Annotated in this window: 16 protein-coding genes; 10 read left to right on the forward strand and 6 right to left on the reverse strand. The window is 62.4% G+C overall.

Going from position 1 to position 23,269, the window contains the following annotated elements; genetic code table 11:
* Nucleotides 1-37 precede the first annotated feature (37 nt).
* The 4 genes from FHT79_RS23640 (at nt 38) to FHT79_RS23655 (ending at nt 6,132) form a co-directional block, all read left to right on the forward strand.
* Nucleotides 38-1,972, forward strand: a complete 1,935-nt coding sequence (locus tag FHT79_RS23640; RefSeq protein WP_183904239.1) for a DUF2207 domain-containing protein — start codon at nt 38-40, stop codon at nt 1,970-1,972.
* A gap of 64 nt (nt 1,973-2,036) precedes the next feature.
* Complete coding sequence (gene purD / locus FHT79_RS23645) at nt 2,037-3,308, forward strand: phosphoribosylamine--glycine ligase (protein WP_047613856.1); 1,272 nt, start codon at nt 2,037-2,039, stop codon at nt 3,306-3,308.
* A 105-nt stretch (nt 3,309-3,413) separates the two neighbouring features.
* A complete protein-coding gene (locus tag FHT79_RS23650) occupies nt 3,414-3,875 on the forward strand; it encodes a plant virulence effector HPE1-like domain-containing protein (RefSeq protein ID WP_183904240.1) in 462 nt (153 codons plus the stop codon).
* A gap of 433 nt (nt 3,876-4,308) precedes the next feature.
* A complete protein-coding gene (locus FHT79_RS23655) occupies nt 4,309-6,132 on the forward strand; it encodes a methyl-accepting chemotaxis protein (protein WP_028756690.1) in 1,824 nt (607 codons plus the stop codon).
* A 79-nt stretch (nt 6,133-6,211) separates the two neighbouring features.
* On the opposite strand, the gene FHT79_RS23660 is transcribed toward FHT79_RS23655, so the two are convergent.
* A complete protein-coding gene (locus tag FHT79_RS23660; protein WP_183904241.1) occupies nt 6,212-6,700 on the reverse strand; it encodes a DUF523 domain-containing protein in 489 nt (162 codons plus the stop codon).
* A 54-nt stretch (nt 6,701-6,754) separates the two neighbouring features.
* Nucleotides 6,755-8,869, reverse strand: coding sequence for a glycine--tRNA ligase subunit beta (glyS, locus tag FHT79_RS23665; protein WP_183904242.1), 2,115 nt, complete (start codon nt 8,867-8,869; stop codon nt 6,755-6,757).
* A 228-nt stretch (nt 8,870-9,097) separates the two neighbouring features.
* Between glyS and FHT79_RS23670 the strand changes: the two genes are divergently transcribed.
* From FHT79_RS23670 to ubiA, 5 genes are all read left to right on the forward strand, one after another.
* Nucleotides 9,098-11,407, forward strand: a complete 2,310-nt coding sequence (locus FHT79_RS23670) for a Tex family protein (protein WP_183904243.1) — start codon at nt 9,098-9,100, stop codon at nt 11,405-11,407.
* 133 nt (nt 11,408-11,540) lie between these two features.
* Nucleotides 11,541-12,800, forward strand: a complete 1,260-nt coding sequence (locus FHT79_RS23675; RefSeq protein WP_028756694.1) for a cyclopropane-fatty-acyl-phospholipid synthase family protein — start codon at nt 11,541-11,543, stop codon at nt 12,798-12,800.
* 64 nt (nt 12,801-12,864) lie between these two features.
* Nucleotides 12,865-13,446 carry a histidine phosphatase family protein gene (locus tag FHT79_RS23680; protein WP_028756695.1) on the forward strand — a complete coding sequence of 194 codons (582 nt, stop codon included), beginning with the start codon at nt 12,865-12,867 and terminating at the stop codon, nt 13,444-13,446.
* Between the two features lie 111 nt (nt 13,447-13,557).
* Complete coding sequence (locus FHT79_RS23685; RefSeq protein ID WP_097595278.1) at nt 13,558-14,370, forward strand: MipA/OmpV family protein; 813 nt, start codon at nt 13,558-13,560, stop codon at nt 14,368-14,370.
* 159 nt (nt 14,371-14,529) lie between these two features.
* Nucleotides 14,530-15,489, forward strand: coding sequence for a 4-hydroxybenzoate octaprenyltransferase (gene ubiA / locus FHT79_RS23690; protein WP_028756697.1), 960 nt, complete (start codon nt 14,530-14,532; stop codon nt 15,487-15,489).
* A 95-nt stretch (nt 15,490-15,584) separates the two neighbouring features.
* Here the strand turns inward: ubiA and FHT79_RS23695 are convergent, their stop codons facing one another.
* Complete coding sequence (locus tag FHT79_RS23695; protein WP_028756683.1) at nt 15,585-16,151, reverse strand: DUF6101 family protein; 567 nt, start codon at nt 16,149-16,151, stop codon at nt 15,585-15,587.
* Between the two features lie 301 nt (nt 16,152-16,452).
* Here FHT79_RS23695 and FHT79_RS23700 point away from each other — a divergent pair, with 301 nt between their 5' ends.
* Entirely contained in the window at nt 16,453-19,782 is a 3,330-nt protein-coding gene (locus FHT79_RS23700; RefSeq protein ID WP_183904244.1) for a DUF1217 domain-containing protein, read from the forward strand.
* A gap of 117 nt (nt 19,783-19,899) precedes the next feature.
* On the opposite strand, the gene FHT79_RS23705 is transcribed toward FHT79_RS23700, so the two are convergent.
* The 3 genes from FHT79_RS23705 to FHT79_RS23715 form a co-directional block, all read right to left on the reverse strand.
* On the reverse strand, nt 19,900-21,336 hold the full coding sequence (locus FHT79_RS23705) for an FAD-binding oxidoreductase (RefSeq protein WP_183904245.1): 1,437 nt from the start codon (nt 21,334-21,336) through the stop codon (nt 19,900-19,902).
* Between the two features lie 62 nt (nt 21,337-21,398).
* The gene (locus tag FHT79_RS23710; RefSeq protein WP_183904246.1) at nt 21,399-22,373 is read right to left on the reverse strand and encodes an L-threonylcarbamoyladenylate synthase; all 975 of its coding nucleotides are present in this window, start codon (nt 22,371-22,373) and stop codon (nt 21,399-21,401) included.
* A gap of 62 nt (nt 22,374-22,435) precedes the next feature.
* A complete protein-coding gene (locus FHT79_RS23715; RefSeq protein ID WP_028756679.1) occupies nt 22,436-23,044 on the reverse strand; it encodes a DUF6656 family protein in 609 nt (202 codons plus the stop codon).
* Nucleotides 23,045-23,269 lie beyond the last annotated feature (225 nt).

The following is a 23,269-nucleotide window of genomic DNA, read 5'->3' on the forward strand; positions in this document are numbered from 1 at the left end:
CGAAAACGCAGCCGAGGCTGCCGACGGAGAGACAGGGATGGGGCGTCGGTTTTTCGGATTTTGTTTTGCACTGCTGTTGATGCTCGCCGCCCCGGTCGCCTTTGCCGCCGAGGTGATCGACAATTTTGACTCCGACATCGTGCTGGAAAAGAGCGGCGCGCTGACGGTGACGGAAACGGTCACCGTCAATGCCGAGGGCGACCGGATCAATCACGGCATCTTCCGCGATTTTCCGCTCTATTTCACCGATGCCTCGGGCCGTCGCCGCAGCGTCGATTTCGATATGGTGTCGGTCCAGCGCGATGGCGCGGATGAGCCCTGGCACACTGAATCGATATCGGGCGGCATCCGCATCTATGCCGGTTCTGCCGATGTGACCGTGACACCGGGACGTCATCGATATGCCTTTACCTACAGGACCAACCGGCAGATCCGTTATTTCGACGATCATGACGAACTCTATTGGAACGTCACCGGCAATGGCTGGATCTTCCCGATCCGCTCGGCGACGGCGACGGTGACGCTGCCGCCGGGTGTCACTGCCACCCAGACGACCTTCTTCACCGGCCGGCAGGGCGCAACTGGAAAGAACGCCCGCGCCAGCGAAACCGGCGCCGGCATCGTTTTTTCCACCACCGCGCCTCTCGGTCCCAGCGAAGGTCTGACCTTCGCCATCCGCATGCCGAAGGGCTCGATCGATCCGCCGAGCACGGATATGGAAAGCACATGGTGGCTGAAGGACAACCGTGATTATTTCATCGGCTTCGGCGGCCTGATCCTGGTTTTCGCCTATTATCTCAGATCATGGCTGAAGGTCGGTCGCGATCCTGCCCGCGGCGTCGTCGTGCCCCGCTGGGACGCGCCTGATGGTATCTCGCCGGCACTGGTCAACTACATCGACAATAAGGGCTTTTCCGGCGAGGGCTGGACCGCCCTTTCCGCCACCGCCCTCAATCTTGCGGTTCGCGGTTACGTCAAGCTCGAAGATCTGAAGAATTCGATTGTCATCCGCGGCACCGGCAAGGCGCTCGGCAAAGAGAAATTCCAGGCTGGCGAGATCGAACTGCTGAAGGCCGCTGGCGGCGCCGGCAAGACGCTGACGATCGACAAGGCCAATGGCGAGCGGGTGAAGTCCGTCGGCCAGGCTTTCCGCTCGGCGATCGAGAAAGAGCACCGCGGCAAATATTACAATTCCAACCTCGGTTATACCACGGGCGGCATTGCGCTCAGCGCCGCCGCCCTGGTGGCGCTGTTCGTCTTTGGGTCGCTGCAGCCCGATACCATCGCGCTGATGCTGATCCCGATCGCCATCTCGGTCTTTGTCGCGGTGTTCGTCGCCGGCTTCATGCGGTCGCTGCATCGCGGCAGGTCGCTGTTCGGCAAGATCATCGCCATCATTGCCACGGCGATCGGCGTTTTCGTCGGCATCAGCATCCTGGCGACCGTGGTCCTGGCGCTTGCCTCGTCGCTGGTGGAACTGCATGAAACGCCGATGCTGTTTGCCGTCGGCGGCATAGTACTGCTCAACATCCTCTATTTCTTCATCATGGGCGCGCCGACCCCGCTCGGCGCCAAGATGATGGATGGCATAGACGGCTTGCGCCAATATCTGACGCTGGCCGAGAAAGACCGGATGAACACGGCAGGCGCGCCGGAAATGTCGCCGCAGCATTTCGAGACGCTGCTGCCCTATGCGGTGGCGCTCGGCGTCGAAAAGCCCTGGTCGCGCACCTTCGAAACCTGGCTTGCGGCAGCCGCTGCCGGCGCGGCTGCCACCTATGCGCCCGCCTGGTATTCCGGCAATTTCAACAGCGGCAGCTTTTCCGATCGTATCGGCGGCTTTTCCTCGTCGATGGCCTCGACCATCGCTTCGACGATTCCGGCACCGCCGCCATCCAGCTCATCCTCCGGTTTTTCCGGCGGCGGTTCGTCGGGCGGCGGCGGAGGAGGCGGTGGAGGCGGGGGCTGGTAGCTTTCCCGCTTGACCTTTGGGCCCTTGGCCCTTAACCGCCAGGGGCAAAAGGAAAGGGTCGCGCATGAAGGTTCTGTTGATCGGATCGGGCGGACGCGAGCATGCGCTCGCCTGGAAGCTGGCGCAATCGCCGTTGATGACCGAATTCTACGCCGCACCCGGCAATCCCGGCATCGGCGAACACGCCGTCCTCGTGCCCATCGACATCGCGGATCATGAAGCGGTCGCGGCCTTCTGCAAGGACAAGGCGATCGATTTCGTCGTCGTCGGCCCGGAGGCGCCGCTGGTTGCCGGCATCGCCGACCGCTTGCGTGCCGATGGCCTTGTGGTTTTCGGTCCGTCCGCCGCTGCGGCCCAGCTCGAGGGCTCCAAGGGCTTCACCAAGGATATCTGCGCCCGCTACGACATTCCCACAGGCGCCTATCAGCGTTTCAACAATGCGCCGAAGGCCAAAGCCTATATCCGCGCCCAGGGGGCGCCGATCGTCGTCAAGGCCGATGGCCTTGCCGCCGGCAAGGGCGTGACGGTCGCGATGACGCTGGATGAAGCCCTGGCCGCGGTCGACGACTGTTTCGAAGGCGCCTTCGGCGCTGCCGGCGCCGAAGTGGTCGTCGAAGCCTATCTCGACGGCGAGGAGGCGAGCTTCTTCTGCCTCTGCGATGGCAAACATGCGCTGCCACTTGCAACCGCCCAGGATCACAAACGGGTGGGCGAGGGCGATACCGGCGTCAATACCGGCGGCATGGGCGCCTATTCGCCGGCGCCTGTGATGACCGCCGAGATGGTCGAGCGCACCATGAAGGAGATCATCGAGCCGACGATGCGCGGCATGGCCGAGAGCGGTCATCCCTTCTCGGGCGTGTTTTTCGCCGGGCTAATGATCACCCGGAAGGGACCGGAGCTGATCGAATACAATGTCCGCTTCGGCGATCCCGAATGCCAGGTGATGATGATGCGGCTGAAGAGCGATCTGCTGCCGCTGCTGCTTGCCACCGCCAACGGCACGCTCGACCAGGTCAAGGCCGAATGGAGCGACGATCCGGCGCTGACGGTGGTCATGGCCTCCAAGGGTTATCCGGCCGCTTACGAGAAGAACACGCCGATCCTCTCCCTGCCGGATGCAGGTAAGGGCGAGAAGGTGTTTCATGCCGGCACGGCTCTGAAGGACGGCGCGCTGGTTGCGACCGGCGGCCGCGTGCTGAACGTGACCGCCACCGGCGGCACGGTTGCCGAGGCCAAGGACCGCGCCTATGCGCTGCTCGACAGGGTGACCTGGGAAAACGGCTTCTGCCGGCGCGACATCGGCTGGCGGGCGATCGAGCGCGAAAAAGCCTGAGATACGGTGTAAACGACCGCATTCTTTAAATTTTTACCCTTTCCCCTGACGGGATGGAAACAAAGCTGCGCTATACCGCTCCCATAGTGAGACGGAGGTGCGTTGATGCGTCAGATTTTCCTCGGTGCGGCAATCCTGCTGATGGCAGGTTCTGCGATGGCGTCCTCGATAGAGGTGGTCGGCAAGACCGCGCCGCGCGCTGACGGCAGCATCGTCACCGAAAGCTGTGCCAATTGTCCGCCGCTCCAGGCCGAAGTGAGCAAGAAGGACTACACGGTGCCGGAGCTGAAGCCCGGCGTCCTCCAGGCGAGTGAAATCCGCGACGTCGGCGGCGAAAAAAAGATCTATCGCACCGAAGGCTGGATGGGCGGCTCGCCCGTCGTCTTCGTCAGTAAGGCGGCCCCGGAAGCGATGCTTGCCGCAGCACCGTCCGCCCAGCCGGCCGACGGCATCGACATGAGCGCAACGACCGCAGCCGTCATCGGCGGCGACGCCAAGCCTGTTGCCGCCGGCATGGCGGAACAACCGGCAGCCCTCAACGTTTCCGAATTCGAACTGCGCTTTTAGAGCAACTTCCAGCAAAAGTGCGAAGCGGTTTTCAGTCCGGAATTGCGTAAAGGCAAAAACTTCCCTGCCCCCACCTGATCAAGGTTTCGATCGTTTGGGGGTCCACCACTGGTGGACCGAATGCACCCTCGATGAGCAGCGGGGGTGCATTCCTGTTTTGATGCGCCGGGCAAGCTGAGAGTTCGACATGATATTAGGCCGGCGGATGAAAATCCGGCGTCTACCTTGTAACTCTACCCCCTGATTTTGAGGGAAGTTCGCGCCGCGTCCAATAAAATTAAAGCTTTTTTATAGGGTAAGCATCAATTGTTACTTACCCGGTCGCAGCATGTTTGTTTTAGCAGCGGTAGACGCGCTCTCTTTTTCGGCGCGCTCGCACAGGCGGTAGAAAACCGCACCGGAATGCAGCCATTCATTCCCGTTGCGAGGCGTCATGAAAAATTTGAAGATATCGAAGCAGCTCATATTGCTGGTCGTCGGCCTGATGATCGCCTTTGCGATCGCCACCTCCCTGCAGATCCGCTCTTCGGTCGATGCGATCTACAAGGAGCGCTATGACATGCTCCGCGCCGAGGTTCAGTCGGCGGTCTCCGTTCTCAAGCTTTACCAGGCCAAGGTAACCGCGGGCGAAATGACGCTGGAGGAGGCCCAGAAGCAGGCCTATGCCACCGTCAACGGGATGAAATACGATCCGGACGGCTATTTTTTCGGTTATAGCTACGACGTCCAGATGGTGTTCCACTACGATGCGTCGAAAGTCGGGCAGATCAACAAGGGCCAGCCGGACAGCAAGGGCAAGCTCTATCGCGATGAGCTGGTCAAGCTCGGGCAGCAGGGCGGCGGTCTCGTCGAATATTATTCCACGGTCAAACCGGGCCAACCCGTCGGCGATTATCGCAAGACCGCCTATGGACAGGCCTTCGAACCCTGGAAGATCGTCGTCGTCACCGGCGTCTACATGGACGATCTCGATGCGCAGATAAACAGCACGATCCTGACCGCGCTCTCCGGCAGCATCGTTCTGTTCTTCCTCGCCATGGCGGCCGCCTACCTCGTCATCCGCGGCATATCGGGACCTCTCAACAACGTCCATGCCGCCCTGAAGGCCGTCGCCGAAGAGGACGTTTCCATCGCCATCCCGCATATCGGCATGAACAATGAAGTCGGCATGATGGCCAAGGCGACGCAGTCGCTGCAGGAAAAGATCAGGGAGCGCCATGCGATGTCGGATCGCGAGGCGGCCCAGCAGCTGGCGCTGGAAAGCGAGCGCGAGAACAATCAGCGCCAGCAGCAGGATGAGGCAGCGCTCCAGGCGCGTGTGGTGGCGACCATCGGCCAGGCGCTGGAGATGATCGCCCGTGGCGACCTCACCGTGCGCTGCGCCGATCTCGGCCAGAAATACGCCGCTCTGCGCGACAACTTCAACGATGCGTTGTCGCATCTCGAAGCCGCCATGGCCAAGGTCAGCGCCAAGGGCACCGATATCGGCACCAGCAAGGAAGAGATCCGCCGCGCCTCCAACGAGCTGTCGCAGCGCACCGAGCGCCAGGCGGCCAGCCTGGAAGAAACCTCCGCGGCCCTCGACGAACTCACCGTTGCCGTCCGTCAGACGGCCGATGGCGCCCATGAGGCGAGCAAGCGGGTCCACTCGGTCAGCACCGAAGCCAACCATAGCGATGCGATCGTCACCCAGGCGATCGAAGCGATGAGCGGCATCGAGAAGTCGTCGTCGGAGATTACCAAGATCATCGGCGTCATCGACGAGATCGCCTTCCAGACCAACCTCTTGGCGCTTAATGCCGGCGTCGAGGCCGCGCGTGCCGGTGAATCCGGCAAGGGTTTTGCGGTCGTCGCCCAGGAAGTGCGCGAACTTGCCCAGCGTTCCGCCGCGGCCGCCAAAGAGATCAAGGACCAGATCGCCCGCTCCTCCAGCCAGGTCGACCATGGCGTCCGTCTGGTCGGCGAGGCCGGCGAGGCGCTAAAGCGCATCTCAGACCAGATCAAGGCCGCCAACGAGATCGTCGCCAAGATCGCCCACAGCGCTTCCGAACAGGACACGACGCTGCGCTCGATCTCGTCGTCGATGAACCAACTCGATGCCGCCACCCAACAGAATGCCGCCATGGCCGAAGAGACCACGGCATCGGCCGAGACGCTCGCCAGCGACACCGACGAGCTGATCGACCTCATCCGCGGCTTCCGCGTCAGTGTCGAAAGCGCTGCACCGGCCATGCATCAAGGTCGCCGCGCCGCTTAAACGGCGCGGAGGCAACAGGCCTTTTCATCGCCAAATTCTTAGCGGCCGTCGGTTCTCCGGCGGCCGTGCCGTTTGAAGCTCATTGCGCGATACGTTCGATCAGCCGTTCGATCTCCCGATCGGAAAACACCTCGATCCCTTCAGCTTTCAGCGCTGCCGCCGTCACGCCGTTGCCGGCCTGCTTGCGGCCGGAAAAGGTGCCGTCATAGATGAAACCGGATCCGCAGGACGGACTGCCGTCGATGAGCAGCGCATAACGGCAGCCGGCCTGCCTGGCGAGCGCCACGGCATTTTCTGCCGCCAGCAGGAACTCTTCCGTCACATCGGCGCCCGTCAGTTCGACAACCCGCGCCTTGCCGGCCAGCACCTCTTCGCCGGTTGCGGCCTCTGCGATCTCCGCCGGCGACCGCGGCACCGTCATGCCCGCCGAGATCTCCGGACAGATCGTCACCAGCCGGCCCTCGGCCCGCCATGTCTCGATCACCGGATGAAGCAACGGCTTCGCCCGCCCGTCATAGCGGACGGCGTGCCCCATGAGACAGGCGCTGACGAGAATCTTGCTTTGCATGTCTGCTTGAATAGCGCCGTAATGGCGGCAACGCCATCCGGCCGAAGCAGAACATCACCCCGAAATCTTCGAGAAATCCGCAACCGTTCCGGTCGCCTCGCGGATCAACCGCAGCAGGGCGAGACGGTTGGCGCGGATGGCGGCGTCCTCGTCGTTGACGAGCACGTCTTCGAAGAAGCGGTCGACCGGGCCACGCAGCTTGGAAAGCGCTTCCATCGCCGAGCGGAAATCTTCCCGGGCGACCGCGTCCGAGGCATCCTTCGAGGCGCCTGATATTGCGGCGAACAGCTCTTTCTCGGCATCGAGCGTCAGAAGCGCCGGCGACACGCCATCGGCAATCACAGTGCCCTTCTTTTCCTCGGCGGCGAGCAACTGCGTCGCGCGCTTGGTGCCGGCAAGCAGGTTCTTGCCGTCTTCCGAGGTGATGAAGGCCGTCAGCGCTTCGACGCGGCGCGCAACCATCAACAGGTCGTCGGCATCTGAAGTCAGCACGGCATCGATGAGATCGTGACGGGCGCCCTGATCGCGCAGATAGACCTTGAGACGGTCGTGGAAGAAGGAGAGGAGATCGATATCCTTCGTCGTCGCCAGCAGCGGCAGGCGGATCCTTCGCTCCAAGAGGATCCTGACGACGCCGAGGGCCGCCCGCCGCAGCGCGAACGGGTCCTTCGAACCGGTCGGCTTTTCATCGATCGCCCAGAAGCCGATCAGCGTATCGAGCTTGTCGGCAAGCGCGACCGTGATCGCCACTCTGTCCTCCGGCAAGCGGTCCGACGGACCCTGCGGCTTGTAATGGTCCTCGATCGCTGCGGCAACGGAGGCATCCTCGCCCTGCAGCGCCGCATATTTGCGGCCCATCAAGCCCTGCAGTTCCGGGAATTCGCCGACGGCTTCGGTGCGCAGATCGGCCTTGGCCAGCACGGCGGCGCGATCGACGAGAGCCGGGTCGGCGCCGGTGATGTCGGCCAATTGCTTGGCGAGCGCACGGATGCGGGCGACACGCGCGCCCTGTGTGCCGAGCTTGGCATGGAAGGTCACGTCAAGCGCATCGAGCTTGGCCATGCGCTGGTCGAGCGGCTTCTTGATGTCGAGGCCGAACTTTGCCGCCGAAGCTGTGAGCGTCTCGAGATCCGGCAGGTTGCCCTGATCGCGTTTCCAGAAATGCAGCGCATCCGAAAGCCGGGCCCGCACGACCTTGCCGTTGCCGTGGACGATTTCCTTGCCGCCGTCGCTTGCCTGGATATTGGAGACGAGGATGAACTTGTTAGAAAGCGTCTCTTCACCCTGTTTGCGGGTGACAAAACACTTCTGGTTGGTCTTGATCGTCAGCCGGATGATTTCCGAGGGGATCGAGAGATAATCCTCCTCGAAGCTGCCCATCAGCACCTGCGGCCATTCGACGAGGCCGGAGACTTCCTCCAGCAGGCCTTCGTCTTCCACCAGCTCCAGCCCGTTGGCAAAGGCGATGTCGCGGGCGTCGTGCAGGATGATGTCCTTGCGGCGTTCGGCATCGAGGATGACCTTGGCCTTTTCCAGGTGCGCCGCATAATCGTCGAAGCGCCGGACGGTGATCGCCTCGGGCGCATGGAAACGATGGCCATAGGTGATGTTGGAAGCGGTGATGCCGTCGATCTCGAAGGGGATGACGGTGGTTTCTTCATGCTCCGGGCCGAAGGTGCAGACGATCGATTGCAGCGGCCGCACCCAGCGCAGCGCGCCGGGCTTGGAGGAAGCCTTGCCCCAGCGCATCGATTTCGGCCAGGGAAAATCGCGGATGATGCCGGGCATGATATCGGTGACGATCTCTTCGGTCGCGCGGCCGGGCCTGGAGATGACCGCGACGTAGAAATCGCCCTTCTTCGGATCGCTCACCACCTGCGCCTCGGAGACCGAGGAAAGGCCGGCGCCGCGCAGAAAACCTTCGATCGCCTTCTCGTTGGCGTCGGTGCGCGGTCCCTTGCGCTCCTCGCGCACATCGGCCGAGCGCGCCGTCAGGCCGTGAATGTCGAGCGCCAGTCGCCGCGGCGTCCAGTATTCGCGCGCGCCCTCATAGGACAGGCCCGCTTCGACAAGCGCATCGGTGACGAGCTTCTTCAGGTCGCCGGCAGCCTTGCGCTGCATGCGGGCCGGAATCTCTTCGGAGCGGAGTTCGAGAAGAAGGTTTGGCATGTCGAATTTCCTTGCCTCCCGCGACCGGGGAGGGATGGCGTGGGCGCCGGGTCAAAACGTTGCTTCTGCTAGCAAAGAATGGCGCATCTGCACAACCGCAAAATCGCCGTCTTTCCGGCATGCTTATCCTGTGGATCGGCGTCTGCCTGATAACTCCAACATTGCCTTGCCGCTTTTCGCCGCTATGGTCCCGCCACCTCAGTCGAAACAGGAAATCCCAGGAACCCCATGGCCGCAGACCTCCGTTTCCTCGCAGCCCGCATCTCCGCCGAAATCAACGCCCGGCCCGACCAGGCCAAAGCCGCCATCGAGCTGCTCGACGAAGGCGCCACCGTGCCCTTCATCGCCCGCTACCGCAAGGAAGTGACGGGCGGGCTCGACGATACGCAGCTGCGCAATCTCGCCGAGCGGCTGGTCTATCTGCGCGAACTCGAAGCCCGGCGCGACGCGATCGTCGAATCGATCACCGGCCAGGGCAAGATGACCGACGAGCTGATGGCCAAGGTCTCAGGCGCCGTAACCAAGGCCGAGCTCGAGGATCTCTATCTGCCCTATAAGCCGAAGCGCCGTACTCGCGCCGAAATCGCCCGCGAACGCGGCCTCGGCCCGCTTGCCGAGGCAATCCTCACTGAGCGCACCAGGGAACCGGCGGTCCTGGCCGAAGGCTTCCTCACAGCAGACGTGGCGGATGTGAAGACGGCGCTTGAAGGCGCGCGCGACATCATCGCCGAAGGCATTGCCGAAAATGCCGACCTGCTCGGCAGATTGCGTGCCCACATGCGCCAGGCCTCGCTGCTGAAGGCCAGGGTCGTCGACGGCAAGCAGGCGTCCGGCGAGAAGTTTTCCGATTATTTCGACCATTCCGAACGCTGGGCGACCGCGCCGGGACACCGCGCGCTCGCCATGCTGCGCGGCTGGAACGAGGAGGTGCTGACGCTGACGATCGAGGCCGACGCCGAGACCGCTTCTCCGAACAAGCCGGTCGAACGCATGATCGCGGCCGCCTATGAGATCGGTGCGAGCCGCCCCGGCGATCGCTGGCTGATGGAGGTCGCAAGCTGGACCTGGCGCGTCAAGCTCTCCATGTCGCTGTCGCTCGACCTGATGCGCGAATTGCGCGAAAGGGCCGAAGAGGAGGCGATCCATGTCTTCGCCCGCAATCTCAAGGATCTGCTTTTGGCAGCACCCGCCGGCTCGCGCGCGACCATGGGCCTCGATCCCGGCATCCGCACCGGCGTCAAGGTCGCCGTCGTCGACGGCACCGGCAAGGTGGTGGCGACATCGACCGTCTATCCCTTCCAGCCGAGGAACGACGTGCGCGGCGCTCAGGTCGAGCTCGCATCGCTGATCCGCAAGCACAATGTCGAACTGATCTCGATCGGCAACGGCACCGGCAGCCGCGAAACGGAAAAGCTGGTGGCCGATATGCTGGCCGAGTTGCCGGCGCCGAAGCCGACCAAGGTCATAGTCTCGGAAGCCGGCGCCTCGGTCTATTCCGCCTCGGCGACCGCAGCGGCCGAGTTTCCCGATCTCGACGTGTCGCTGCGCGGCGCCGTCTCCATCGCGCGGCGCCTGCAGGATCCGCTGGCCGAACTCGTCAAGATCGAGCCGAAGTCGATCGGCGTCGGCCAGTATCAGCACGACGTCGACCAGCAGAAGCTGTCACGTTCGCTCGATGCCGTGGTGGAAGATGCGGTGAACGCCGTCGGTGTCGATCTCAACACCGCGTCTGCACCGCTGCTGTCGCGCGTTTCCGGCCTCGGCCCGTCGATCGCCGATGCCATCGTTCGCCACCGCGACAGCGAAGGCCGTTTCGAGACGCGAAAGGATCTCCTGAAGGTCGCCCGCCTCGGCGGCCGCACCTTCGAGCAATGCGCCGGTTTCCTGCGCATTCCCAACGGCAAGGAGCCGCTTGATTCCTCCTCGGTGCACCCGGAGGCCTATGGCGTCGCCAAGAAGATCGTCGCCGCCTGTGGCCGCGACCTGCGTGCGCTGATGGGCGACAGCGCCGTGTTGAAATCGGTCGATCCGCGCCAGTTCATCGATGAGAAATTCGGTCTGCCGACGGTCAAAGACATCATCGCCGAGCTGGAAAAACCCGGCCGCGACCCTCGTCCGAGCTTCAAGACCGCGACCTTTGCCGAGGGCGTCAACGAAATTTCCGACCTGAAGCCCGGCATGGTGCTGGAAGGCACGGTGACCAATGTCGCCGCCTTCGGCGCCTTCGTCGATATCGGCGTGCACCAGGATGGTCTGGTGCATGTGTCCCAGCTTGCCGATCGCTTCGTCAAGGATCCCCACGAGGTCGTCAAGGCGGGCGATGTCGTCAAGGTGCGGGTCGTCGAAGTCGACGCGAAGCGCAAGCGCATCGCTCTGTCGATGAAACGCGATGACGGTTCTGCCGCACCGCCGCCGCGTGGTGATTCTCGCGGCAACCAGGGCTCCCGGCCGCAGAACGAGCGCCGGCCGGCGCCTGCCAAGCCGGAGAGCCAGGGCGCCTTCGGCGCGGCGCTTGCCGAAGCCATGAAGAGAAAATAAGGGTTTAGCCGGTGTTTCGGCAAAAATGCAACAGTTTGGCAGCGTTGTGAACGGAGTGCTAAATCCGGCGCTTGTAAGGCGAAAGAGAGCTACTAAGTTGATGTGACCATCCTGTCACATTTGCGAGGCGTCCATGGCGTCGGCTTTCCTTTCGATCGTCCAGCAAATCATCCGCAAGGGTTCATTGAAGCTTACCCTTGCCAATGGCGAGACCCACACTATCGGCGACGGCACGGGTGAAACCGTTGTCGCCCGTCTTGCCGATCAGGAGGCCGAGGACGCCATCCGGCGCGACCCGACCATGAAGCTCGGCGAAATGTACATGCAAGGCCGGTTCATTCTCGAACAGGGCAACATCTACGATTTCCTGTCGCTGGTGAAACAGAACACCACCAACGAAATCTTCGATTTCAAGATGGCGGCACTGCTCCTCGGCCGCATCGCCTGGCAGCAGCTGAAGAGCCGCGTGCCGGTCAATCGCAACAAGCACAACGTCGCCCATCACTACGACCTGTCGGCCAAGCTCTTCGATCTTTTCCTCGACGAGGACTGGCAATATTCCTGCGCCTATTTCGAACCGCCCGGCATCGGTCTCGACGAGGCGCAACTCGCCAAGAAACGCCATATCGCCGCCAAGCTTCTGCTTGAACCGAACCAGCGCATCCTGGAGATCGGCTCCGGCTGGGGCGGCATGGGCATGTATCTGACGGAGGCGACCGAAGGCGCCGATTTCACCGGCATTACGCTGAGCGAAGAACAGCTCAAGGTCTCGCGCGCCCGCGCCGAAAAGCGCGGTCTTTCCGATCGCGTGCGTTTCGAGCTGCAGGACTACCGCACCATGACGGGCAGGAAGTTCGACCGCATCGTCTCGGTCGGCATGTTCGAACATGTCGGCATCGGCAATTACGGCAATTTCTTCCGCAAGGTATCAGATCTCCTCGACGATAACGGCGTCATGGTGCTGCATTCGATCGCCCGCCCGAAGCCGAGCTTCGGCACCAATGCCTTCATCGAGAAATATATCTTCCCGGGCGGCTACATCCCTTCGGTCGGCGAGGTGGTGCCGCCGCTCGAAAAGGCCGGGCTGCTGGTCAAGGATATCGAAATCCTGCCGATGCATTATGCCTATACGCTGCGCCATTGGCGCGAGCGTTTCGTGGCGCGCAAGGCCGAAGCGGTGGCGCTTTACGACGAGCAGTTCTTCCGCATGTGGGAATTCTACCTGGCGGGTTCCGAAATGGGTTTCCGCTGGGACGAGCTCTTCATTCTGCAGATCCAGCTCGCCAAGAACCAGTTCGCCGTTCCCGACAACCGCAGTTACATCGCGCGCAACGAGGCCAAGCTGAAGGAATTCGAGGCGAGGCGTGCGCCGCTTGAGAAGGTGGCGTTCTGATCCCGAAGTGCCGTGGCCCGCAGGACCTTCGTCGAGGGACCGGCTATCATGAAAGGACGTGCGGATGAGCAGTGCGTTTCCCGAGATCTACCTGGTCCGCCACGGTGAAACCGAATGGAGCCTGTCCGGGCGCCATACCGGACGCAGCGATATTCCCCTGACGGCGAATGGCGAGGAGGCTGCCCGCAAACTCGCCGGCCGGCTGGCGGGCCTCTCCTTCTCCGCCGTCTGGTCGAGCCCGTCCGCGCGGGCCCGCAAGACCTGCATGCTCGCCGGATTCGGCTCGGGCGCGGTGATCAAGGAGGAACTCGCCGAATGGGACTACGGCGCCTATGAAGGCATCACGACCAAGGCGATCCTTGCCGACCGCCCCGGCTGGCAACTGTTTCGCGACGGTTGCCCGAATGGCGAATTCGCCGCCGATGTCGGCGCCCGCGCAGACGCCGTCATCCATGCGCTTCGCGAAGCGGCAAGCACCATCCTGATCTTCTCGAGCTCGCATTTCCTGCGCGTGCTCGCCGCACGCTGGCTCGGCCTGCCGCCGGAAGGCGGGGCGTATTTCTCTCTCGATACGACCAGCATCAGCGTGCTCGGCTATGAGCACGACCTGACGGAACCGGTCATCCGCCGCTGGAACCAGCGCTAGTGTACGATCGCCTCCCTCGTTGCCGTGGTTAACATTGGGGTAACGAGACCCGGATAAATGGAGTGAGCGCCGCCTCCGCGGCTTTTGTTTTGCGTTTTCTGGAGTGCGGACGTGTTTCATCGATCAGTCGTATCGATCTCTTTGGCCATTGCCCTTTTTTCTTATGGTTCGGCAGCCGCGCAGGAAAGCGGCCAGCACTTCTGGTCCGGCGACTGGTATCTGAGCGTCGGCGTTGCCGGCTTCTCCGCGCCGAAATTCGAAGGCTCGTCGCATAATGAATTCAAATTCAGCCCGCTGATCTCGGTCGGCCGCCAGGGCGCCGGGCCGCGCTTTTCCTCGCGCAACGACAATCCTTCCTTCGCCCTCATCGACAAGGGCGCCTTCCGCGCCGGTATCGTCGGCAGGTTCGTCCCGTCGCGCGATGACGGCGACGGCAACGAGCTGAAGGGCATGAAGAAGGTCAAATGGGGCGCCGAAGCCGGTGGTTTTGTCGAAGTCTACCCGACCGATTTCCTGCGCGCCCGTGCCGAAGTCCGTCAGGGCATCCGCGCGCATGACGGCGTCGTCGCCGATCTCGCCGTCGATGCCTTCACCGATATCGCGCCCGACCTGCAGCTATCAGGCGGCCCGCGCGCGACCTTCGCCACCAGCGGCTATTACGACGCCTATTACGGCGTCAACGCCAGGCAGGCGGCGGCAAGCGGGCTTGATCCCTATAAGCCCTCGTCGGGCATCCAGTCCTATGGCGCCGGCACGGCGCTCACCTGGAAGGCGACGGAAAACCTCCAGGCAAGTTCCTTCCTCGAATACAAGCGGCTGGCCGGTCCCGCCGCCGACAGCAGCCTCGTGCGCGAACGCGGCTCGAAGAACCAGCTGCTGATCGGCGTTTCAGCGACCTACAAGTTCAATTTCTCTCTGCAGTGAGGGACGGCACTGCGCGTCGTTCAGGCGCGCAACGACGCCGTAACGCTTTGAATCGCCGCATAATTTCACCCCCGGATCGATTCCGGTCGAGGGAATGGCGAGCAGCAGCGCAATGATCGCTTCTTGACCGGATCGGCGGCCCGCCGCTAGATGAGCGGCATGCACGATACTGGCGACTTCCACGACCGCGTTTCCGACGCACCTTCCGATAACTGGGTCTACCGGATCCTGCCGGCATGGCTCTGGCCCTATGCGCAGCTTGCGCGCTGGGATCGCCCGATCGGCTGGCAGCTCTTGATGTGGCCGTGCTTCTGGTCGGCGACCCTTGCCGCCAATGCGGCGATCGGCGAGGGGATCTACTCCGGCAGCGTGCTGGTGTCTCACCTGTTTCTCTATTTCATCGGCGCGGTCGCCATGCGCGGCGCCGGCTGCACCTATAATGATCTCGTCGACCACGAGATCGACATGGAAGTGGCGCGCACGCGGTCGCGTCCGCTCCCCTCCGGCCGCGTCACCCGCCGCCGGGCGAAGATCTTCATCGGCCTGCAGGCGCTGGTCGGCCTCTTCGTGCTCTTGCAGTTCAACTGGTTTACCGTTTTTCTCGGCGTGCTCTCGCTCGGCATCGTGGCGCTTTATCCCTTCGCCAAACGTTTCACCGACTGGCCGCAATTCTACCTGGGACTTGCCTTTTCCTGGGGCGCATTGATGGGCTGGGCCGGCATTTTCGGCGGTCTCTCCTTCGCTGCCGTCCTGCTTTATGCCGCCTCCGTCGCCTGGACGATCGGTTACGACACGATCTATGCGCATCAGGATAAGGAGGATGACGAGCTGATCGGCGTCCGCTCCACCGCGCGGCTGTTCGGCGACAGGACGCGGCAATGGCTGATCGGCCTTTATGGGCTGACGCTGGTGCTGATGTTCATCGCTTTTCTGCTCGCCGACGCCAATCTCATCGCGTTTCTGGCTTTGCTCGGCGCCGCCGGCATGTTCGCCTGGCAGATCGTCCGGCTCGATATCGACGATGCCGCCCAATGCCTGGCGCTCTTCAAATCGAACAACCGCGTCGGCCTGATCATCTTCTTCGGCCTCTTCGTCTCGCTGCTCTTCGCCATTCCCTGAATGGGACGATGCATGAAACGATAAACCCGGCGCGGGCGCCGGGTTTCAAAATGGTTCCGAAGCGACGTTCCCGAATGGAATTGTCGCGTTTTTGTTCAGTTGCGGGCGATGATTTCCTTACCTTCGATCTTCATCGCGACACCCAGCCGGCCGGTGGTGCGGCGCACGAGGAAGCGCGGGCGGCGATTGGCGAAGTAGGAATGACGGCGGCGGGGCTTGATGTCGCTGGTGCGCAAGGCGCCGATATGCTCTTCGAGCGGACGCGCGACGCCGTCGGCTTCGACCATCAGCATCGGGATGCGGAAGGCTTCGGACCAGTTGCGCCAGTCGGCGGCGATGTCGCTGAGATCATGGGCGACGAGCAGCGGAATGCAGAGCTCCGGATCGGCGTGGTGAAGCTCGAGCGTCACGGTGACTTCGCCGTCGCCATGGTCGATGGCGCGGGCGGCGACACCTTGGAAGACGCGCTTTGGCAGCGCAATCGAGAGCGGCAGGCCGCTGGAGGGCAGGACCTTGCGCAGGACCGCGCCGCGTTCGTCTATCGTGATACTGACGTCATCCGAACAATCATGGATGGCATAGCTGACCTGCTGGGGAAAGCGGGACGGATCGAGGCGTAACGTCGTGCCAGCCCAAGCGGGCTTCATAACGGGATTGTTCATTTCATTCTACCCTTGTCTTACCTGAGAGCCGATTTCCGGTCTTCTCCTTGGGACTTTTCGTCCTCTATGGCCGACAATAGGCACCCGCCCTTCCGTACAGCTTAAAAATTGCGGTTAAGAAAACTTTGCCTCCTCTGATGGTTATCAAAACCGAATCCGGCAAGGTTTCCGGAAGGTGAACGGTGCGATGTCCTGAAACGATGCATCCAGAGGTAAGCCTCAGGTAAGCTTTCCATGGCAAAATGTGCTCACCAGCAGTTCGTCGTTCTTTTAGAAATTTTGGGTGAAAAGGGCGCTTTTCATGATCTCGGCTTCCCTCGCATATACGATCCTGTCGCGGGATATGACGTCCAGCCTCAACAAGGTTGCGTCGCAGGCGACGGTCAAGAAGGATGCTCAGTACTACGCCGACCATATCAACAAGGTCGAAAACGTCGACGACTTCCTCGGCGACTACAAGCTCTACAGCTATGCGATGAAGGCCTATGGTCTCGAGGACATGACCTATGCCAAGGCCTTCATGAAGAAGGTGCTCGAAAGCGATCTCACCGACCCCGACAGCTACGCCAACAAGCTTTCCGATACGCGTTACCGCGAGTTCGCCGCCGCCTTCAATTTCAACGCGCCGGCCAAGGATGTGCAGACGGACGCACAGGAAGACGACCTGATCGGCCTCTACAAGCAGTCCTTCATCGATGCCGACAGGGCCGCGGCCGCCGAGAGCACCTATTACAGCAACAATATCGATAGCGTGCAGAGCGTCGACGACCTTGTTAACAACACCCGGCTGCGCACCTATGTGCTGAAGACCTTCAACATCGATCCGACCTACGCGTCGACGACTTTTCTGCGGCAGGTGCTGACGAGCGATCTCAGCGACCCCACGAGCGTCGTCAACACCCAAGGCGGCGACAAGTACAAGGCGCTTGCCGCCCAGTTCAGCTTCAATGCCGACGGCACCGTCAACGGCACGGCGCAGACCGCCGCGCAAAAGGCCTCGGTCATCGAGTCCTACACCCTGAATTCCCAATCCGTCATCATCGACAATTCGGTCGGCTCGGACGTCTATTACGTCGGTCAGACGGCGGCGGACTACAACAAGGCATATTACACGGCGAAGATCGGCACGATCACCAATGTCGACGATCTGGTCGCCGACAAGCGCCTGACTTCCTACATCACGACGGCCTACAGCATGGGCGCCGACTTCACCGCGGCCGCGCTGCGCACGGTGCTGACCGATCCCAGTTATGCACAGCTGATGGGCTTTACCAATGTCTACAATGCTTTCAACTTCAAGGCTGACGGGTCGGCCTCGAGCACGGCGCGCGTCCAGTCGGTCGATCAGTCAAACAATCTGAAGGCGGCCGCATCGAGCACGACCAACTATTATTCCGTCACATCGCAGTCGAGCAGCATCACCAATGTCGACGCCCTGCTGGCCGATAGTGTGCTGGCGCGCTACATCAAGGATGCCTACGGTCTCGGCACGAGTTTCAGCAATGCCGACCTGAAGAACATCCTGACCGATTCCACCTATGCCGCGGCCCAGGGCCATGCCGATCTCAATGCCGACTTCAACTTCCAGGCGGACGGCTCAATCAACGGTTCCGTGATCCAGACTGCGGCGCAGCGGAAATCGACCACCGACAAGTCGGCGGCGAATGCAGCGCACTTCAACAGCATGATCGGCAGCGTCACCAATGTCGACGACATCATGTCGGATGCGGTTTCGGTCAGCTATCTCAGAAACAGCATGCAGATCGCAGACAGCGTCTCCGACGCGACGTTGAGGACTTTCCTCGTCGACCGCACGGCTGCCAGCGCCCAGGGCTACAGCGACGTTCACGACCTCTTCAATTTCAAATCGGACGGTTCGATCGCGACCCTTTACGCCTCGCAGACGGCGACGCAAAGCGCCAGCACCACCAGCAAGGCCGACAATGCGGCAGTCTACTACCAGTCGACCATCGCCGGCATCTCGAACGTCGACCAGTTGCTGACCGACCAGAAGCTGAACAATTTCGTGCGCAACGCCTACGGCATCCCGTCGACGGTCAACGATGTCGCTCTTCGCGCTATCCTGACCGATCAGAGCGGCACCGGCACCTATGCCGACGTTGCCGCCGCCTTCAATTTCAAGGCGGACGGCACGCTCGAGGACGGCATGGCTGCGCAGACGGCGTCCCAGATCAGCAGCACGAAATTTGCCGCCTCGGCGCGCACGGATGATTATTCCGCCAGGATGTCGACGATCAGCAATGTCGATGAGTTGCTTGCCGACAGCGCCATTACCAATTTCCTGAAGAGCACCTACAATCTGCCGTTCAATATTTCGGACGCCGATCTGAAGAGCATCCTGACCGATGCGACGGCCGCTGCCGCAGCCGGCCATGCCGATCTCAATGCCGACTTCAATTTCGCTGCCGACGGCTCGCTTCCTGTCGCCACCTCGGCCCAGACGGCCGATCAGGCACAGACCACCAACGACAATTATGCGGCGCGCTACGACGACGAACGCGACGAGGCGATCGACGAGGTCCTATCCAACTACCAGAAGCTTATGGCCGACAGCAGCAGCCTGCTGAATTTCTCCGACGTCACCAGCGTCAATGATTTCCTGCGCAGCAATTCGTCGGCCGATTTCAGCAAGGGCAACGACAACCTGCCGGATCTCTTCCACGTGGCGCTGCAGGCCTTCGGTCTGACCGACCAGGAGGTCTCGCGCTCGATGATGCGCAAGATCCTGACGAGCGATGCCTACGACCCGAATGGCTATGTCGCCTCGCTCAAGGATGAACGCATCACCAACCTTGCCCGCGCCTTCAATTTTGGCCCCGACGGCAAGGCGGCATCACCCTTCCAGGCACTGCCCGACGCGACCATGGCCAAATACGCCACCGACTACAGATCGCATATCACCATGCTGATGAAGGACGGTCCGGTGAAGGACAAGGCGGCGAAGGACGCGACGGCTGAGGTCGACTATTTCGCCAAGGGCATGGCGAAGGTGAAGTCGCTCGACGATTTCCTCGACGACAGCCGCCTGACCGACCTGGTGCTGAAAGCGAACAATCTTGACCCGAAGGATTACGACAAGGCGACGCTGAAGAAGATCTTCACCTCCGATCCCGACGACAAGAAGAGCTATCTCAACGCCACCGCCGATGCTCGTTTCAAGGACATCGTCGCCGCCTTCAACTTCGACAAGGACGGCAATCTGACCCGTGCCAAGATGGGCACCATCCAGAACAAGGCGGCCGAGGAGCACACCCAGGAGCTCTATGTCCAGCAGACGATGGAAACCCAGGAGGGCGAATCCAACGACGGCGTTCGCCTGGCGCTCTATTTCAGCCGCAAGGCCCCGAGCATCACCTCGATCTATTCGATCCTCGGCGACAAGGCGCTCTATCAGGTCATCACCACGGCCTACAGCCTGCCGTCGCAGATTTCGGGCATGGACGTCACCAAGCAGGCCGATCTCATCAACCGCTTCGTCAAGCTCGAGGATCTCCAGGATCCGAAGAAGGTCGACAAGCTGCTGCGGCGGTTCACCGCGATGTACGACGTCCAGAACGCCACCCAGCAGTCGCCGGCACTGCAGATCCTGACCGGCGGCGGCACGCAGTAAATCTAAGGTAATTTCAGGAAAGCGGGCAGTGGCGCAAATGGCTGCCCCTCACCCTAACCTTACCGGGGTCGACCCCGGTCGGTGGCGGCAGCCGGATGAGGGCCGGTCTCGCCGACCTCACGGCTCGAGGCTGACGACCTTGTCCGGGTTCATGATATTGGCGGGGTCGAAGGCGCGCTTGATGCGGCGCATCAGCTCGATTTCGATCACTGGGCGGATTGCCGCCAGTTCGTCGCGCTTCAGCTGACCGATGCCGTGCTCGGCCGAGATCGAGCCGCCATGGGCAAGCACCAGCCCATGCACGATATGGTTCATTTCGCGCCAGCGGGCGATGAAGGCGGCCTTGTCGGCGCCGACCGGCTGGGAAATATTGTAATGGATATTGCCGTCGCCCATATGGCCGAAGGCGCAGATGCGGGCGCCCGGCATCGCCGCCATCACCGCTTCTGCGGCCTCGGCCATGAAATGCGGGATCCTCGACACCGGCACGGAGACATCGTGCTTGATCGACCCGCCTTCCGGCTTCTGGGCATCCGACATGCTCTCGCGCATGTGCCAGATCGCCTTCTGCTGCGCCACGGAGGCGGCGATTGCGGCATCCAGCACCAGCCCGGCCCCAAACCCCTGTTCCAGCACGCCGTTCATCATCCGCTCCGCCGTCTCGGCCGAGCCCGAGGTCGAAATGTCGATCAGCACGTACCAGGGATAGGCGGCATCCAGCGGATCGCGCACGCCGTCGATATGGCGCGTGGTGATCTCGACGCCGAAACGCGGCATCAGCTCGAAACCGGTGAGCGAGGTGCCGCAGAGGCCGGAGGCCAGGTTGAAGAGGGCAAGCGCATCCTCGACCGAATTCAGGCCGGCAAATGCCACCTGATGGCCGAGCGGCTGCGGGAAGAGCTTCAGCACGGCGCCGGTGATGATGCCGAGCGTGCCTTCGGCGCCGATGAAGAGATCGCGCAGATCGTAGCCGGTATTGTCCTTCTTCAGGCGGCGCAAGCCGTCCCAGATTTCGCCGGTCGGCAGCACCACTTCGAGGCCGAGGCAGAGCTGGCGCATATTGCCATAGGCAAGCACGGCCGTGCCGCCAGCATTGGTGGATAGATTGCCGCCGATGCGGCAGGAGCCCTCGGAGCCGAGCGACAGCGGAAACAGCCGCCCATGCGCCTCGGCTGCCTTCTGCACCTCGGCCAGGATGGCGCCGCCATCGGCCACCAGCACGTTCGCCACCGGATCGACATCGCGGATCCTGTTCATGCGATCGAGCGACAGGATGATATCGCACTTGCCGGCACGCGGCGTCTGGCCGCCGACGAGACCGGTATTGCCGGTCTGCGGCACGATCGCCGTTCCGGTCGCGGTCGCAAGCTTCATGATATCAGAGACTTCCTCGACCGAGCCGGGCTTCAGGAGGAGAGGGGAGGAGCCGCGATAGAGCCCGCGATTTTCGATCAGATGCGGCGCCAGGTCGGCCTCGCCGCGAAGCGCGTATTTTTCGCCGACGATGGCGACGAAGCGGTCGAGCAGTTCGGTGGAAATGCTGGGGCTGCTCATCGGGCTCGATCCTCCATTCTCAAGGCGACCGCAAAGCGGTCGTCCCGGCCAATCCAGGTCTTTCAGTCGCGGGGTGCGGCTGCCCGCTGCAGGCGGTCGTTGATCGCTTCGCCGAGCCCCTCTTCGGGAATCGGCGAAAAGGCGATGCTCGATGCCCCGCTGGCATCGGCCCGCTTCATGTAGTCGAAAAGATTGGCCGCCGCCTCGGCGAGATCGCCGCGCGGGCTGAGGTCAAGCACGATCCGCGCGCCGTTGGCGCCGGAGACCGCCGCGCTGCCGAAGGCGATCAGCGCTTCGCCGGGTTCCACCGCCGTCGCATTGAGGCGCACGGAAGCGCCCGGCGCGTAATGCGAGGCGAGCATGCCCGGCGCCTCGATCGCCGCCGAGGCCGCTTTCGCACGCAGCAGCGGCTGGCCCGCGACGCGCTCGATCTCGCGCGCCGCCAGTCCACCCGGGCGAAGCAGCCGCAGCCGGCCGCCCTCTGCCTTGACGATCGTCGATTCGACGCCGACGGCACTTGGGCCCGCATCGAGGATCAACGGGATCCGCGCGCCGAGATCGGCGTCGACATGGGCCGCACTCGTGGCGCTGATCCTGCCCGACGTATTGGCGCTGGGGGCTGCGAGCGGCCGTCCGAAGGCGGCGATCAACGCACCGGCAAACCCTTCCGGCACACGGACGCCGACGCTGTCGAGCCCGGCGGTCGCCAGCGAATGGATCGGACTATCAGGCTTCAGGGGCAGCACCAGCGTCAGCGGCCCGGGCCAGAAGGCCGCAGCGAGCGCCCGCGAGAGCGGGTCGAATTCGGCATGTTTTTCGGCCATCGCCAGATCGGCCATATGGCAGATCAGCGGGTTGAAACGCGGCCGTCCCTTTGTCTCGTAGATGCGGGTGATGGCGACAGGATTGGTGGCGTCGGCTGCAAGGCCGTAGACGGTCTCGGTCGGGATGGCGATGGCAAAGCCGTCGGCAAGAGCGGCTGAGGCCGCTTCGATCGCTGCCTGCCTGTCTGCCTTTATGTCGATTATGCGCGCCATGTCCTGCCCGATAAATTAGCCCCGGCAGTCATTAGGCTTTCCGTCGGCGGCGATCAATCGCCTTATAGCTGCCGGATGATTTCGCGCAGCTGTTCGTTGCGGGCGCCGAGCAGGAGGATGTTGCGGATCGCTGCCTGCGGATCATGGGTGCGGAAGAGCAAGCCGTTGCCGCGCACCGACCGGTCGATGGTCATCTTTTCCGTGGAGTTCTCGCCCGGTTTGATGGCGACGGCGAAATACATGCGGGAATAGCCGACATCGATGCGCTCGAAGAAATTGTCGTTCTCACCGATGTCGGAATAGAAATTGGCGATGTAGAAAGCCCAGCTCACGTCCTCGTAATGGGCGAATTTTGTCCGCGAGGCGGTGACGTGGCAATAGCCGAGATGCGGGCTGTCCTCCAGCGTCCGGTGGAAGATCATCTTCGGAAACTGGATCGAGTGGTGAAAGCCGTTGATGTGCTGATGCGTCTTCTCGCCGGCAACCTGCAGCTTGCGCGCGGTCTTTGCGGCGACCTCATCGTGGGTGAGATAGCGCTTTTCCTCTGCCAGCCAGTGGCGCCGGTCGCGGGGGATGCGGCCGGTGCGCAGGAATTCGGAATGCGCGGCAATCAGCTGCGGCTCCTGCGATCTGCTCGCATCTTTCGCGTCGAAATAACGGAGTTTGGCCATGGTTCGCGTTCTTCGGTCGGTCGGTAATCGTTAGAAGGATAAGACGGTATGCTTAAGGCGATGTTAAAAATGAGCCGGTGGCCGGCCGGCTGACCGGCAGGCGCCGGCAGATGTCGCAAACGCGACGGCGATCGATGTCAGGCAGCCGACCTCTTGCGTGACGGCTCTTTACGCCATGTCGCAATTGAGGATAATTGCCCGGAGAGTCGGACGATGAGAGTCGGG

Origin of the sequence: Rhizobium sp. BK212, assembly GCF_014197475.1 — a bacterium.
GTDB lineage: Bacteria > Pseudomonadota > Alphaproteobacteria > Rhizobiales > Rhizobiaceae > Rhizobium > Rhizobium anhuiense.

Excerpts from the sequence above, each read along its gene's own strand:
- FHT79_RS23700 (WP_183904244.1), top strand. The coding sequence starts at position 16,453 with ATGATCTCGGCTTCCCTCGCATATACGATCCTGTCGCGGGATATGACG.
- FHT79_RS23640 (WP_183904239.1), top strand. The coding sequence starts at position 38 with ATGGGGCGTCGGTTTTTCGGATTTTGTTTTGCACTGCTGTTGATGCTC.
- FHT79_RS23655 (WP_028756690.1), top strand. The coding sequence starts at position 4,309 with ATGAAAAATTTGAAGATATCGAAGCAGCTCATATTGCTGGTCGTCGGC.
- FHT79_RS23670 (WP_183904243.1), top strand. The coding sequence starts at position 9,098 with ATGGCCGCAGACCTCCGTTTCCTCGCAGCCCGCATCTCCGCCGAAATC.
- FHT79_RS23695 (WP_028756683.1), bottom strand. The coding sequence starts at position 16,151 with ATGAACAATCCCGTTATGAAGCCCGCTTGGGCTGGCACGACGTTACGC.
- FHT79_RS23715 (WP_028756679.1), bottom strand. The coding sequence starts at position 23,044 with ATGGCCAAACTCCGTTATTTCGACGCGAAAGATGCGAGCAGATCGCAG.
- purD (WP_047613856.1), top strand. The coding sequence starts at position 2,037 with ATGAAGGTTCTGTTGATCGGATCGGGCGGACGCGAGCATGCGCTCGCC.
- ubiA (WP_028756697.1), top strand. The coding sequence starts at position 14,530 with ATGCACGATACTGGCGACTTCCACGACCGCGTTTCCGACGCACCTTCC.
- FHT79_RS23650 (WP_183904240.1), top strand. The coding sequence starts at position 3,414 with ATGCGTCAGATTTTCCTCGGTGCGGCAATCCTGCTGATGGCAGGTTCT.
- FHT79_RS23675 (WP_028756694.1), top strand. The coding sequence starts at position 11,541 with ATGGCGTCGGCTTTCCTTTCGATCGTCCAGCAAATCATCCGCAAGGGT.
- FHT79_RS23705 (WP_183904245.1), bottom strand. The coding sequence starts at position 21,336 with ATGAGCAGCCCCAGCATTTCCACCGAACTGCTCGACCGCTTCGTCGCC.
- FHT79_RS23660 (WP_183904241.1), bottom strand. The coding sequence starts at position 6,700 with ATGCAAAGCAAGATTCTCGTCAGCGCCTGTCTCATGGGGCACGCCGTC.
- FHT79_RS23680 (WP_028756695.1), top strand. The coding sequence starts at position 12,865 with ATGAGCAGTGCGTTTCCCGAGATCTACCTGGTCCGCCACGGTGAAACC.
- FHT79_RS23710 (WP_183904246.1), bottom strand. The coding sequence starts at position 22,373 with ATGGCGCGCATAATCGACATAAAGGCAGACAGGCAGGCAGCGATCGAA.
- glyS (WP_183904242.1), bottom strand. The coding sequence starts at position 8,869 with ATGCCAAACCTTCTTCTCGAACTCCGCTCCGAAGAGATTCCGGCCCGC.